At 75.9% G+C, this 13,495-nt stretch carries 13 protein-coding genes; 4 read left to right on the forward strand and 9 right to left on the reverse strand.

The window, feature by feature from the left end; genetic code table 11:
• Positions 1-38 precede the first annotated feature (38 nt).
• The 8 genes from ACI78Z_RS16090 to ACI78Z_RS16125 all read right to left on the reverse strand — a co-directional run bounded on the left by ACI78Z_RS16090 (position 39) and on the right by ACI78Z_RS16125 (position 8,412).
• Positions 39-362 (reverse strand): MGMT family protein, encoded by a 324-nt coding sequence (locus ACI78Z_RS16090; protein ID WP_457037542.1) that lies wholly within the window; start codon positions 360-362, stop codon positions 39-41.
• The gene (locus tag ACI78Z_RS16095) at positions 359-1,408 is read right to left on the reverse strand and encodes a hypothetical protein (protein ID WP_457037543.1); all 1,050 of its coding nucleotides are present in this window, start codon (positions 1,406-1,408) and stop codon (positions 359-361) included. Before ACI78Z_RS16095 ends, ACI78Z_RS16090 begins: the two co-directional genes overlap by 4 nt.
• Positions 1,409-1,493: 85 nt before the next feature.
• Positions 1,494-2,072 carry a TIGR03086 family metal-binding protein gene (locus ACI78Z_RS16100; protein WP_457037544.1) on the reverse strand — a complete coding sequence of 193 codons (579 nt, stop codon included), beginning with the start codon at positions 2,070-2,072 and terminating at the stop codon, positions 1,494-1,496.
• A 120-nt stretch (positions 2,073-2,192) separates the two neighbouring features.
• Positions 2,193-3,353 carry an adenylyltransferase/sulfurtransferase MoeZ gene (moeZ, locus tag ACI78Z_RS16105; RefSeq protein WP_457037545.1) on the reverse strand — a complete coding sequence of 387 codons (1,161 nt, stop codon included), beginning with the start codon at positions 3,351-3,353 and terminating at the stop codon, positions 2,193-2,195.
• An 83-nt stretch (positions 3,354-3,436) separates the two neighbouring features.
• Positions 3,437-5,080 (reverse strand): hypothetical protein, encoded by a 1,644-nt coding sequence (locus tag ACI78Z_RS16110; RefSeq protein ID WP_457037546.1) that lies wholly within the window; start codon positions 5,078-5,080, stop codon positions 3,437-3,439.
• Positions 5,077-5,988: an ABC transporter ATP-binding protein gene (locus tag ACI78Z_RS16115; RefSeq protein WP_457037547.1), complete on the reverse strand. Its 912-nt coding sequence runs from the start codon at positions 5,986-5,988 to the stop codon at positions 5,077-5,079. The genes ACI78Z_RS16110 and ACI78Z_RS16115 overlap by 4 nt, the downstream gene beginning before the upstream one ends.
• A 109-nt stretch (positions 5,989-6,097) precedes the next feature.
• Entirely contained in the window at positions 6,098-7,138 is a 1,041-nt protein-coding gene (locus tag ACI78Z_RS16120; RefSeq protein WP_457037548.1) for a DUF3152 domain-containing protein, read from the reverse strand.
• 200 nt (positions 7,139-7,338) lie between these two features.
• Positions 7,339-8,412, reverse strand: coding sequence for an alpha/beta fold hydrolase (locus ACI78Z_RS16125; protein WP_457037549.1), 1,074 nt, complete (start codon positions 8,410-8,412; stop codon positions 7,339-7,341).
• Between the two features lie 69 nt (positions 8,413-8,481).
• Here ACI78Z_RS16125 and ACI78Z_RS16130 point away from each other — a divergent pair, with 69 nt between their 5' ends.
• A complete protein-coding gene (locus tag ACI78Z_RS16130) occupies positions 8,482-9,132 on the forward strand; it encodes a TetR/AcrR family transcriptional regulator (protein WP_457037550.1) in 651 nt (216 codons plus the stop codon).
• 154 nt (positions 9,133-9,286) lie between these two features.
• A complete protein-coding gene (locus tag ACI78Z_RS16135; protein ID WP_457037551.1) occupies positions 9,287-9,523 on the forward strand; it encodes a DUF3107 domain-containing protein in 237 nt (78 codons plus the stop codon).
• 185 nt (positions 9,524-9,708) lie between these two features.
• Here the strand turns inward: ACI78Z_RS16135 and ACI78Z_RS16140 are convergent, their stop codons facing one another.
• Positions 9,709-10,359, reverse strand: coding sequence for a ferritin-like fold-containing protein (locus tag ACI78Z_RS16140; RefSeq protein WP_457037552.1), 651 nt, complete (start codon positions 10,357-10,359; stop codon positions 9,709-9,711).
• A 135-nt stretch (positions 10,360-10,494) separates the two neighbouring features.
• On the opposite strand from ACI78Z_RS16140, the gene ACI78Z_RS16145 reads away from it, so the two are divergent.
• Positions 10,495-12,318, forward strand: coding sequence for a DEAD/DEAH box helicase (locus ACI78Z_RS16145; RefSeq protein ID WP_457037553.1), 1,824 nt, complete (start codon positions 10,495-10,497; stop codon positions 12,316-12,318).
• A gap of 11 nt (positions 12,319-12,329) precedes the next feature.
• On the forward strand, positions 12,330-13,472 hold the full coding sequence (locus tag ACI78Z_RS16150; RefSeq protein ID WP_457037554.1) for an outer membrane protein assembly factor BamB family protein: 1,143 nt from the start codon (positions 12,330-12,332) through the stop codon (positions 13,470-13,472).
• Positions 13,473-13,495: the final 23 nt, after the last annotated feature.

The following is a 13,495-nucleotide window of genomic DNA, read 5'->3' on the forward strand; positions in this document are numbered from 1 at the left end:
TCGCCGAGCGCGCCGTGTGCACGCAGCGCGGGCCACGCTCAGGGCCAGCCGACGGCACCCAGGTCGACCCGACCCGAGCGCACCGGCACGCCCTCGGCGGCGAGCAGGGCGAGCTGTTCGACGCGGACCGGCTCGGCGACCGACCCGTCGGCGCGGACCACCCGGTGCCAGGGCACCGCTCCCCCACCCTGCGACAGCGCCCGGGCGACCCGCCGCGGCCCGACGCCGACCAGCCGGCCGATCGCCCCGTAGGTGCTCACCCGCCCGGCCGGGATCCGCTCGACGACGTCGAAGACCGCCTCGTCGACGTCGAGCGGGGAGGAGCCCGGGGACGGCGGTCCGCCGGGCGCCCCCTGGCTCACTGCACGTAGTCGCTGTGCTGGGTCCACCAGGCGTACAGCGTCGCGAGGTCGGCCTGACTGCTGCCCGGCGCCGCGACGAAGCCCTCGACCAGCGCCGCGTCGTCGGTCCAGATGATGACCACCGCGTTGTTCTCCGTGTCGATGTAGCAGCCGACGAGGCCGGCGTTGCGGTTCCCGCTGTTCCACGAGGTGACGCCGGTCGCCGACGCGCAGTCCTGGCCCGCGGGCAGATCCCCGAGGCCGGCGTCCGAGACGTCCTCGGTGAACACCGCGTCCATGGTCGCCTTGTCCGGGTAGAGGTAGAACTCCGCCACCTGCGGGCCCGGCTGGGTCGTGCTGGCGCCACAGGTGGCGTGCGCGGTGTCGCCGTCCCCCTCGAGCGGTGCGTCCCGGCAGTCGGTGAAGTCGACCGGCAGGGTGGCGAGGAAGCCGTCGGCCGGGGCGGGAGCGCTCGACGTCGTCCGGCTCGGCGAGGGCGAGGACGGCGACGGCGACGGCGTGGCGGACTGGCTCGTCGACGTGCCGGCGCGGGTGCCCGTCGCGGCGGGCGTCGGGTCGTCGTCCCCGCTGAGGAAGAGGAAGGTGGCGACGACGGCGAGGACGAGCACGGCCGCGGCGACCAGCCCGATCACCAGGCCGCGCCGGCTCGACCCCTGGCCGGGACCGCCGGCGCCACCCTGCGGTCCGTAGGGACCCTGCTGCCCGTAACCGCCCGGCTGACCGTAGGCCCCCGGCTGGCCCGGCGGGCCGTAGCCGCCCGGCTGACCCGGCTGGCCGTAGCCAGCTGGCTGCCCGTAGCCACCCGGCTGCCCGTAGCCGCCCGGTTGTCCGTAGCCGCCGGGCTGCCCCTGGGCCCCTGGCGGACCCGGCTGGGGGTAGGGCCGGGTCTGGTCGTCCCGACCGGGTGACCCGTACTGACCGGGCGGGTTCCAGGGACCGGGCTGCCCCGGCTGCCCGCCCCAGCCGCCCTGCGCGGGCGGCCGGTCCGGTGGGCCCGGGTCTCCCGGCCTGCCGTAGGGGTCCTGTCCCGAGGGTGGCTGGCTCATCCGGGCACCTCCTGCCGATCTTGAGCAGCGGCAGCTTAGAGGCGGGAGGACTGGTTGGTCCGCGTCCTCCGCGCGGCCGTCGCGCTCAGCCCCGGCGGCCGTACATCCCCAGCAGGCGAGCCTGGGGCGAGGCGGTCCGCGGCACGTCCAGCGGCGGGGCGAACAGGCCCGGCACGCCGTCGGCGGGGAGCCGGTCGGCGACGACCAGGGCTGCCGTCACCAGCGCCGGGTCCAGCTCGGTGTCGCCGTCCGTGGCGCGGGCGAGGTCCCAGGAGTGCACGGTGAGGTCGGCGGTCAGCTCCTCGATGTACTCGGCTGCCGAGGTGGGGCCGCGCTGCAGGTGGACGGTGTGCAGCAGCGCCCGGTCCTGCGCGAAGGCGGCCAGCGCGCCGTCCGCGGCGGACTCCCAGCCGGTGAGCGGGTCGTCGCCGAGCAGGTCCGGGGTGTCCTCCGGGAACCGGCCCTCGACGTGGGGCTCCCCGGCCAGCAGGGGCGGCGTCCAGAGCGCCTCGGAGACCAGGTGGGCGACGAGGTCGGCGACGGTCCACCCGGGCAGCGCCTCGTCGTCCCACTGGTCCCGCTTCACCGCGTCGACGCGGTCGGTGAAGGCGGCCTGTGCGCGCTGGAAGAGCGCCAGCAGTTCGGCGGGGGCGAAGTCGGCCATGCAGTCAGTAGACAGCGGTACGGCCCGGTCCGCCCCGTGCGGGGGCGAACCGGGCCGGTGCACCGTCGTCGTACTGGGCGAGGCCCCGTCGGGGGGCCTCCGGCCCCCCGCTCCTCGGCCTCAGTAGGTCGGCAGCGTCTTGTCGATCCGCGTGGCCCAGGCCGTCACGCCGCCCTGCACGTGGACGGCGTCGGAGAAGCCCGCGTTCTTGACCGCGGCGAGCACCTCGGCCGAGCGGACGCCGGTCTTGCAATGCAGCACGATCGGCTTGTCCTGCGGCAGCTGCGCCAGCGCACGGCCGGACAGGATCTCGTCCTTGGGGATGAGCCTCGCGCCCGGGATGGACACGATCTCGTACTCGTTGGGCTCCCGGACGTCGATCAGCTCGAAGTCCTTGCCGGCGTCCATCATGTCCTTGAGCTCGTCGACGGTGATCGTCGAGCCCGCGGCGGCCTGCTGCGCCTCGTCGGAGACGACGCCGCAGAAGGTCTCGTAGTCGATGAGCCCGGTGATCGGCTCGGCCTCCGGGTCCTTGCGCACCTTGATGGTGCGGAAGGTCATCTCCAGGGCGTCGTAGACCATCAGCCGGCCCAGCAGCGTCTCGCCGATGCCGGTGATGAGCTTGACCGCCTCGGTGGCCTGGATCGCGCCGATGGTGGCGCACAGGACGCCGAGCACGCCGCCTTCCGCGCAGGAGGGGACCATGCCGGGCGGCGGCGGCACCGGGTAGAGATCGCGGTAGTTCGGGCCGTGGTCGTTCCAGAAGACCGAGACCTGACCGTCGAACCGGTAGATCGAGCCCCAGACGTACGGCTTGCCCAGCAGGACGCAGGCGTCGTTGACCAGGTAGCGCGTGGCGAAGTTGTCGGTGCCATCGACGATGAGGTCGTACTGGCCGAAGATCTCCATCACGTTGTCGCTGTCCAGCCGCGTCTCGTGCAGGCGGACGTCGACCAGCGGGTTGATCTCCTTGATGGAGTCCCGCGCGCTCTCGGCCTTGGACCGGCCCACGTCGGAGGCGCCGTGGATGATCTGGCGCTGCAGGTTCGACTCGTCGACGACGTCGAACTCGACGATGCCGAGGGTGCCGACGCCGGCCGCGGCCAGGTACATCAGGACGGGCGAGCCGAGGCCGCCGGCGCCGACGGCGAGCACCTTGGCGTTCTTCAGCCGCTTCTGACCGTCCATCCCGACGTCGGGGATGATCAGGTGCCGGCTGTACCGGCGGACCTCGTCGATCGACAGATCGGCGGCGGGCTCCACCAGGGGTGGCAGGGACACGAGTGCGCTCCTCAGTACTCGACAGCGGCCCAGCGCAGGCCGGCGTTCGTCGGGTCAACAGCGTGGCACGCCCGGCTGATTCCCTAGCCACGCAGGTCCCGCCGGGCGTAGCCGGCGAGGCCGACCACGGCCAGCAGGACGGCGACGACCAGCATGCCGATCGCACCGGCGACGTCCACCGGCTCGGCCGGCACCGCGGCCAGGTGCGCGAACGGCGAGACGTCGCGCACCCACGACGGCCAGCGGAAGCTGTCGGCGAGGACCAGCAGCAGGTAGCCGCCGGCGGCGGGCAGCACGCCGATGGCCAGCACGGCCGACGGCAGCCACCCGAGGGCGAACAGGGCCGCGCCGAGGCAGAGCAGCGCCACCGGGACGACGGCCACTGCCCCGCCCAGCGCCTCCCCGAGGCCGAGGCCGGCACCGACCCAGGCCGCCCCCGCCCCAGTGGCGGCCCCGGCGGCGGCGGCGACCACGACGGTCCCGACGGCGACCACCCCCGCCTCCCAGGCCGCCCAGCGCACCCTGCCCACCGGCCGGGAGTACAGCAGCGTCAGCCGGCCGGCCGCCTCGTCCGCCGCGACGGCCGCGACCCGCCCCGCGGCGTAGGCGCCCAGCGGCACGGCGAGCAGCGAGAACAGCGACGCGGCGTAGCCCTGCACGGAGGTCAGCCGGGCGAACCCGGCCGCGGCCGCCAGCTGGGCGAACACCGGGTTGTCCCGCAGGAAGTCGAGCATCGCCGTGGCCAGCAGCCCGATGAGCAGGAAGTAGGCGGCCACGCCCAGCGACCAGGTCCCGGTGGGCCGCCGGGAGCGGTGCACCGCCAGTCCGGGCAGCGACCGCAGCAGCCGGCTCGGCGCCCGGCCGCGGTCCCGGCCGCGCCAGCGCCCGCTCCCGACGTCCCGTCCCGCGGCCAGTGCCCGGGCGACGACGGCCAGGACCGCGACCTGGACGGCCAGCACGAGCAGCGGCGCCCACCGGTTCCCCGCGTACGGCGCGACCAGCGTCATCGACCCGAACGGGCCGGCCCACTGCAGCCAGGACAGCGCCGGGACACCGTCACCCACCATGCGGGCGAGCAGGCCGGCGAGGAGCAGCCCGACCGCGAGCGCCGAGGCGGCCCGCCGCTCGGGGAGCAGCTGCCCGGCCAGGACCCCGAGGGCGCCGCCGACCATCGCCGTCCCGCCCACGACCGCCCCGAAGAGGACGGCGCCGACCGGCGCGGTGCCGACCAGCAGCATGCCCAGGGCCACCGCCGCGCCGACGAGGGCGGCGGCGCCGAGCAGCACGGCCAGCGTCCGCTCGACGAGCGAGCCCAGCCGGACCCGCCCGGCGAGCAGCAGCTCGGACCGTCCCGCCTCCTCCTCGCCGCGGGTGACGCGGGTCCCGGCCAGGGCCGCCCAGACCCCGGCCAGGACGGCGAGCACCGTGCCGGTCCGCCAGACGGTGAACCCGCCGGGGTCGTCGAGGGCCACCGGCGGGCCGAAGAGCGTGCGGATCGCGGGGTTCTCCGCCAGCGCGGCCAGCGAGTCGGCGCCGATCGCGCCGCTGAACGTCCGCTCGTACTCCGTCGCGACGAAGGCGGCCAGCCCGCCGGACAGCAGCGCGACGACGACCGCGCCCCGCCGCACCTGGCGCACCAGCGCCCGGGTGACCGCGGCCCCGGGACGCGCGGGTGCGGGCAGTCGCGCGGTGGCCGGCGCCTGGCGCGGCGGGGTCCGGGTCGTCACGCCGCGTCCTGTCCGTAGTAGTCGAGGAAGATCTCCTCGAGCGAGGGCTCCCGGACGTCGAGCCGGGTCACCTCCGCGCCCGCGAGCGCCCGGAGCACCGCCCCGGGAGGCCCGGTCAGCGCCAGGGTCACCTGCCGCGGCGAGGCCCAGCGGACGTCGGCGACGCCGGGCAGGCCGGCGAGGTCGGCCAGTTCCGGCGCGGGCCGGGCCAGGTCGACGGTGACCTCCGCACGGCGCAGCCGGCGCAGCTCGACCAGGCCGGCGACCTCGACCAGCCGGCCGGCACGCAGGATCCCGACCCGGCTGCAGACGGCCTCGACCTCCGCCAGCTGGTGGGAGCTGAGGAAGACGGTCTGACCCCGCCCGGCGGCCTCGCCGATGCACCGGCGGAACTCGCGCTCCATCAGCGGGTCCAGGCCGCTGGTCGGCTCGTCGAGGACCAGCAGCGGCGCCCGGGTGGCGAAGGCGGCCACGAGGGCGACCTTCTGGCGGTTGCCGGTGGAGTACGCGCGGGCACGCTTGCCCGGGTCGAGGCCGAACCGCTCGACCAGCTCCGCGCGATAGGCGAGGTCGGTTCCGGGGCCCACGCCGGCGAGCAGGTCGAGGCACTCCTGCCCGGTGAGGTTCGGCCACAGGGCGACGTCGGCGGGGACGTGCGCGAGGTCGCGGTGGGCCCGCTCGACGTCTCCGACCGGGGTGCCGAACACCCAGGCCCGACCGGCGGTGGGCCGCAGCAGGGCGAGCAGCATCCGGATCGTCGTCGACTTGCCGGCGCCGTTGGGACCGAGGAAGCCGAAGACCTCGCCGGCCGGGACCTCGAGGGTGAGGTCGTCGACGGCGTGCGTGGCGCCGAAGTGCTTGGTCAGGTGCTCCGCGCGCAGAGCGGGGGCGGCTGCGGGATCGGCCATGCCGGTGCTCCGATCGACGTCGAGGACTCGACTGCCGACCAGACTTCCCGGCGCACCAGTGCTGAGGATAGGTCCGAGGGACCTCTGGGGACAGGCACTCCGACCCGGCCTACGGGTACGGCCAGGCGTTCTTCGCGCAGCCCTCGAGCCCGAGCGTCTGCTGCTGCATGACCGGCGCGGGCTGGCCGGGTCCGGGGCACTCCTGGTGCCCGTTGCCGAGGGCGTGGCCGACCTCGTGGTTGACCACGTAGTGGCGGTAGGTGGGGATGTCGCCCTCGTAGTCCGGGACGGCGGTCGCCCAGCGGGCCAGGTTGATGACGGCGCGGTCGCCGTACCGGCAGGACGTGTACCCGCCGGTGCCCACGCCGGGGCAGTACCGCTCCATGTTGCCGGGACTGATGAGGGTCACCTTGAACTCGTACTGGCCGGCCGCGGCCTCCTCCTGGCCGACCCGCTGGAACGACATCCGCCCGCCGTTGCCCCACGACCGGGGGTCGCCGAGCGTCTGCTCGACCGCGGCGGCGAACCCCGCGCCGTCCACCTCGATGCCGTCCTCGACCTCGACGACGAAGCGCTGCAGCGGCCCGGTGCCGTAGACCGGGGACGTCCCCGGGACGACGGTCACGCTCCCGGCGCCCTGCTGGACGAAGCCCGGGGCGCCGACGGCCGTCTCGGGCGCCTCCGTGGGTGCGGCGTCGACCTCGGCCGGAGCCGTGGGCGTCGCCGACGGCTGGGCCACGGTCTCGGCCGTGCTGGGCGCCGCGTCCGCGGCCGACGGCGCCGGTGACGCGGTGGCCGACTCGCCGGTGCCGACGCCGCTGACCGCGAGGTCCACCAACGTGACCGCGGTCGCCAGCGCGAGCAGCGGGATCGCGTAGGCCCGCCACCCCCACCGGGTGACGAAGCGGCGGAAGCGGCCACCTCCGCCGCCGGTGGACCGCGACCGGGTGCGGCCGGTGACGACGACGCGGGTGCCGCCGGTGCGCGGCTCGACGGGGCCCTGGGTGGGCGCGCGGTCGGCAGCGGGCGGACGACGGACCCGGGGGCGCTCGGCGTGGGTCGGGGACCCGTCCCGGGTGACCACCGGGTTGGTGTCGGGAAAGCGCGGCGGCTGGTGCGGGTCGGCGCGGCGGGCTGCGGGCGGGGGCACGCGCGGCAGGCCGCGGACGGGCTCCTCGGCGCGCGCCGGACGTCCAGGCGGGCCGGGGTCCGGCGCCGGTCGCGTGCGCCCGTTCGGCCCGCGGCCTGGGAAGGCGTCCGCGGGACTCACCCCGCCAGACTCTCACGGCCCGGCGGCCGGGGTGCAGACCGTGCGGGAACGGCGTGTGGGCCGGGAGGGGGCGCGCCGGGTCAGGAGGCCCGCGCCCGGGCGCCGTCGTCGGCAGCCGGCTCGTCGGCCGCGGCGTCCTCGGCCAGCGCCAGCACCGCCCGCGCCGTCGGCTCGGCGGCCTCCAGCATGGCGACGTGGCCGACCCCTTCGAGGACCAGCAGCCGGGCGTCGGGGACGGTGCCGGCCAACCGGGGCGCCAGCGCCGGGTCGACCAACCGGTCGCGGTCGCCCCAGACCACCAGCGTCTGCGGGCGCAGGGCCCGGGCCAGCCGCCAGGCGTTGCCGGGCCCGACCCGCAGGTAGGACGTGATCAGCCCCCGCATGCTGCGGGTCAGCGCCTGGGTCGCCCACGGCTGCCCGGCCCGCTCGCGCATCTCCTGCAGCGCCTGGTCCAGCCGGGCCCTCGGCACCCGGCGCGGGTCGCCGAAGCACATCCGCACCATGCCGCGGACCTGCTGCTCGGGCGTCACGCCGGACAGCCGCCGCTCGGCCAGCGCCGGGATCCCGGGCAGCAGGAGCAGCAGCAGCGTGCGGCTGAAGGCGCCGGGCACGCGGTAGACCGGCATCGCCGGTGAGACCAGGGTCAGGGTGGCGACCAGGTCGGGGCGGCTGGCGGCGACGAACAGCGAGACCAGGCCGCCGAGGGAGTTGCCCAGGAGGTGCACCGGCCGTCCGGCTGCCTCGCCGGGCTCGGCGGCGATCCGCTCCAGGACGTCGATGACCGCGCTCACGTGCCCGCGCACCGAGTACGAGGTGCGCGCCGGCGGCCGCGACCGGCCGAAGCCGGGGAGGTCCAGCGCCCAGCCGTCGAACCGGACGGCGAGCAGCGCGGCGAGGTCGGTCCAGTTGGTCGACGCGCCCCCCAGCCCGTGCACGTAGAGCGCCCGCTCCCGCGGCGCCCCGGCCCGGGCGCCGTCCACCGGGCCGGTCCACGGCGTCCGCCGGACGAACACCTCTCCCCCGCGGACGGCGACCTGCTCGCCGGGCCACGGCGGCGGGAGGGTGTCGGTCCGGGGCAGCGGGGCGGTCGACAGCCGGGCCGGTCGGACCGGCTGTCCGCCCGCCACGGTGGGGGCATCGGGACCGTCGGGCACTCGTCCGACGGTAGGTCAGCGCGGACGACGACGCGCGGTCGGGTGACCGGTCGGTAACATCCGTCCGCCATGCACGTACCCCGGTCAGCACCCGCGTCCGTCCGCCGCTCGTCCCGCCTGCCCCGGGGCGCCCGCCGGGCGCAGCTGTTGCAGGCCGCGCAGGAGGTGTTCGTCGCCCAGGGCTTCCACGCCGCGGCGATGGACGAGATCGCCGACCGGGCCGGGGTGAGCAAGCCGGTGCTGTACCAGCACTTCCCGGGCAAGCGGGAGCTGTACCTCGCGCTGCTCGAGCAGCAGGTCACCGCGCTCACCGACCGGGTGCGCGAGGCGATGGAGGGCACCGACGACAACCGCACCCGCGTCAACGGGGCCGTCGGCGCCTACTTCGACTTCATCAACGCCGAGGGCGCCGCGTTCCGGCTGGTCTTCGAGTCCGACCTGAACAACGACGAGGACGTCCGCGAGCTGGCCGACCGGGGTCACCGGGCCTGCGTGGAGGCGATCGGCGAGGTCATCGCCGCCGACACCGGCCTGGACCGGGAGCGGGCGCTGCTGCTGGCCTCCGGCCTGACCGGGCTGTCCGAGACGAGCGCCCGCTGGTGGCTGCCGCGCAAGGGCACCGTGTCCCGCGACGAGGCGGTGTCGCTGCTGACCGCGCTGGCCTGGCGCGGCATCTCCGGGTTCCCCCGGGTCGAGGGCGGCGAGGGCGCGGCGCGTTGAGGAGAGGGCCCCGCTGCCCCCCACCACTCGCGAGCTCGCGGCGGGACCCTGCAGCGGGGCCTCGTTCGCTGACGGCGCACCTGCGCCGCAGGTCGGCGCATCGAGCCCTGCACTAGCGTGGGGATCAGCCGCGCAACTCGAGGAGGCATCCCCCGTGGAAGTCAAGATCGGTGTCCAACACTCCCCCCGGGAGCTGGTCATCGACAGCCCCAAGACCCCCGACGAGATCGCTGCCGAGGTGGCGAAGGCCATGTCCGGGGCGACCAAGGACGGCCTGCTGACGCTGGTCGACGACCGTGGCCGCCGGGTGCTCGTCCCCGTCGACCGCATCGCCTACGTGGAGATCGCGCAGGCCGACCAGCGGCGCGTGGGCTTCATCGCCGGCTCCTGAGGGCCATCCGCACGTCCCGACGGGCGCCTCCGCTGCGGCGGGGGCGCCCCGTCGTCGTGGGTGGGCCAGGGTGGACCGGTCGCGGGGCCCGGAGGGTCCCCGACCGGGACACTGGCAGCGCTCGAGGGCGGCCGGGGACGGCACCTGGCAGCGGTGTCGGCCGGTAGGCCGACGATGTCATCGCGTCAGGGGTTCAGGCCGAGGGCCTTCATCCGCTGCGTGTGCGCGGTGGTGATGCGCTCGACCAGCCGCCCGATCCCGGACAGGTCGCCGGTGCCCTCGAGGATGAGCTCGGCGAGCTCGTCGCGCTCGGCGATGACCGCCTGCGCCTGCCGCATCGCCTCGCCCACGAGCCGCCGTCCCCACAGGGCCAGCCGGCCGGAGAGCGTGCGGTTGGTCGTGATGGCCGCCCGCACCTCCCGGACGGCGAAGTCGGCGTGCCCGGTGTCGGCGAGCACCTCGAGGATGAGTCCGCGATCGGGGTCGGGCAGGAACCCGGCGATCTCCCGGTAGAACTCCGAGGCCAGGCCGTCCCCGACGTAGGCCTTGACCAGCCCCTCCAGCCAGGTGCGCGGCCGGGTGCTCTCGTGGAAGGCGTCGAGCGCGGGGACGAACGGGCTCATCGCCGCGGTCGGGTCGGCGCCGAGCTCGGTGAGGCGCGCGGTCAGCCGGCAGTGGTGGTCGATCTCCGCCGCCGCCATCTGCGCCAGCGCGGCCCGGCCCTCGAGCGTGGGCGCCAGCCGCGCGTCCTCGGCCAGCCGGTCGAAGGCGGTCAGCTCGGCGTAGGACAGCACGCCCAGCAGGTCGACGACGGCCCGCTGGTCGACGGTGTCCACTGGCAGCTCCCGGGGTCGGCAGAACGGTCCGCGCCTGCCCTGGACGGGTGGCTCGAGGGGGCCCGGGCATCGCGGCGGAGGGAGGCTAACCGGTGCGCACGCTAGACTGGGAATCGGCGAGCCCTCGGGTTCGCTGTGTATCTGCGCGCTGACGACCGCTGGAGACGACGCCCCGAGGGGTTTCCTCCCGGACCGACACCGAGGTGCGGCCCGGTTTCTGCTGGCCGCGTCGGCGCTGGAACTGATCCCGCGACACCCGACCGGGACCGGTGCGACAGCGGCGCGATCGCGCCCCGGAGCCGGCCCCCCAGCAGACCAGAGGCGAGAACACTGACCTCCACCGAGAACACCCCCACCACCCCGGACGTCGACCACGCTGAGACCGGCGCCCCCGCCCCCGAGCAGCTCGAGCAGGCCGTCGAGGAGCTCGGCGGCGCCCCCGTCTCCGAGGACGCCCCGCTGTTCAGCGACTTCGACGTCCACCCCGACGTCGTCGCGGCGCTGGCCGAGGTCGGCATCACCCGGACCTTCGCCATCCAGGAGCTCACCCTCCCCCTGGCGCTGGCCGGCAACGACCTCATCGGCCAGGCCCGCACGGGCACCGGAAAGACCCTCGGCTTCGGCGTCCCGCTGCTGCAGCGCGTCGTCCCGCCGGCTGAGGGTGGCGACGGCGTCCCGCAGGCGCTGGTCGTCGTCCCCACCCGCGAGCTGTGCGTCCAGGTCGCCCGCGACCTGGGCGCCGCCGGCGCCAAGCGCGGCGTCCGCGTGCAGGCCATCTACGGCGGCCGGGCCTTCGAGCCGCAGGTCGCCGCGCTGCAGGCCGGCGTCGAGGTCGTCGTCGGCACCCCCGGCCGGCTGCTGGACCTGGCCCAGCAGGGTCACCTGATCCTGGGCAAGGTCCGCGTGCTGGTCCTCGACGAGGCCGACGAGATGCTCGACCTGGGCTTCCTGCCCGACATCGAGCGGATCCTCGCGATGGTCCCGGAGAAGCGGCAGACCATGCTGTTCTCCGCGACGATGCCCGGCCCGATCGTGACGCTGTCCCGGTCGTTCATGACCCAGCCGACGCACATCCGGGCGCACGGCAACGACGAGGGCTCGACGGTCCCGCAGACCACCCAGTTCATCTACCGGGCGCACAACCTCGACAAGCCCGAGCTGCTCGCGCGTGTGCTGCAGGCCCGCGGCCGCGGCCTGGCGATGGTGTTCTGCCGCACCAAGCGCACCGCCCAGAAGGTGGCCGACGAGCTGGTCGAGCGCGGGTTCGCCGCGGCCGCCGTGCACGGCGACCTGGGTCAGGGCGCCCGCGAGCAGGCGCTGCGGGCCTTCCGCAGCGGCAAGGTCGACGTCCTGGTCGCCACCGACGTCGCCGCCCGCGGCATCGACGTCACCGGCGTCAGCCACGTCGTGAACTACCAGTGCCCCGAGGACGAGAAGACCTACGTGCACCGGATCGGCCGCACCGGCCGCGCCGGCAGCACCGGTGTCGCGGTCACGCTGGTCGACTGGGACGACATCCCCCGCTGGCAGCTGATCAACAAGGCGCTGGAGCTGGACTTCACCGATCCGCCGGAGACCTACTCCACCTCGCCGTGGGTCTACGCCGACCTTGACGTGCCCGAGGGCGCGAGCGGCCGGCTCCCGCGGTCGCAGCGCACCCGTGAGGGTCTGGACGCCGAGACCGTCGAGGACCTCGGCGAGACGGGCAAGCGCACCCGTGCCGGGGGCGGCCGCGGCCCGGCCCGCGAGGACGAGGAGAAGCCCGAAGGCCCCCGCAAGAGCCGCCCGCGTCGCCGTACCCGGGGTGGCGGGGCCGCGGCGGCCGGCGCTGCGGCCGCGGATTCCTCGGCGGAGGCGCAATCCGGCGAGGCCGCCGCGACCGGGGAGTCCCCGGCCCGGAAGCGCCGCCGGCGTCGTCGCGGCGGCTCCGGCCAGAGCTCGGCCGAGCCGGCCGCCTGAGTCCTCCGCGCGTGCCGGTCCCGTCGCTGCGCCGCCCGCCGCTGCGGGTGTGGGTGTGGACGGCGGCCGTCCTCGCGCTGGTGGTCGTCGCGACCCTGCTGTGGCGGGGCTCGGACGCGGCCGCCACCCACAGCACCACCGCAGCACCGGCCGACGTCCCCAGCGGGACGCCGGCCGGTGCCGTCTCCGCCGCCTGGACCGCCCCGACGACCGCCAGCAGCGGCGCCGCCCGGGCGACCGTGGACGGCGGCCGCGTCGTCGTCAGTGACGAGCACGGGGTGCGGGCCCTCGAGGTCGGCTCCGGCACGGAGGCCTGGCGCTACACCCGCGCCAACGCCCGGCTCTGCGACTGGACCCTCGTCGGTGGCCGCGTCGTCGCCGTGTTCGGCACCGAGGACCGCTGCGACGAGGCGGTCGCCCTCTCCGTCGACACCGGCGTGCGCGCCTGGACCCGCAACCTCGACCTGCGCCCGGACGCGGTGCTCACCGGCACCGACGGCATCGTGCTGGCCACCAGCCCCACCGGCGTGCTCGCCCTCGACCCGGTCGGCGACGGCATCCGCTGGCGGGCCGACCCGGAGGAGGGCTGCACGTTCGCCGACGGCGACGTCGGCGGGGCGGGCGCCGCCGTCCTGGAGGACTGCGGAGGGACGACGCAGGTGCGCCTCCTCGACGGCTACGACGGCACTCCGCTGTGGACGCGCGACGTGCCCGGCGGGACGACGCTGGCCGGGGTCGAGCAGGCGGTGGTGGCCGCCGCGGACGACGGCGTGCAGGTGCTCGCCGGTGCCGACGGCGCCCCGCTCGGCGCGCCCGTCGCGGAGTCCGCGGACGAGGTGCGCACCACCGGCGTCGGCACCAGCGCGCTCGTGTGGGCGGGCGGCACGCTGACCGTGGTGGACCAGGGCACCGGCGCGGTCTCCTGGCGCACACCCGCGACCGGCCTGCCCGCCAGCGCGGTCGACCGCGCGCTGCTCCCCGCGGGGACGTCGGTCCCGGTGCCCGAGGGCGACGCCGTCGTCCTGCGCGACCTCGCGACCGGCGACGAGGTGCAGCGCGTGGACACCCCCGGGCTGCGCGCGGGCGGGCTGGTCACCGTGGCCGGCCCGGTCGTCGTCCACCAGCTGCCCGACCGCGTCCTCGCCTTCCGTTGAAAGAGGACCTCCCTGCCCCCCAC

The organism is Geodermatophilus sp. SYSU D01176 (assembly GCF_054050015.1).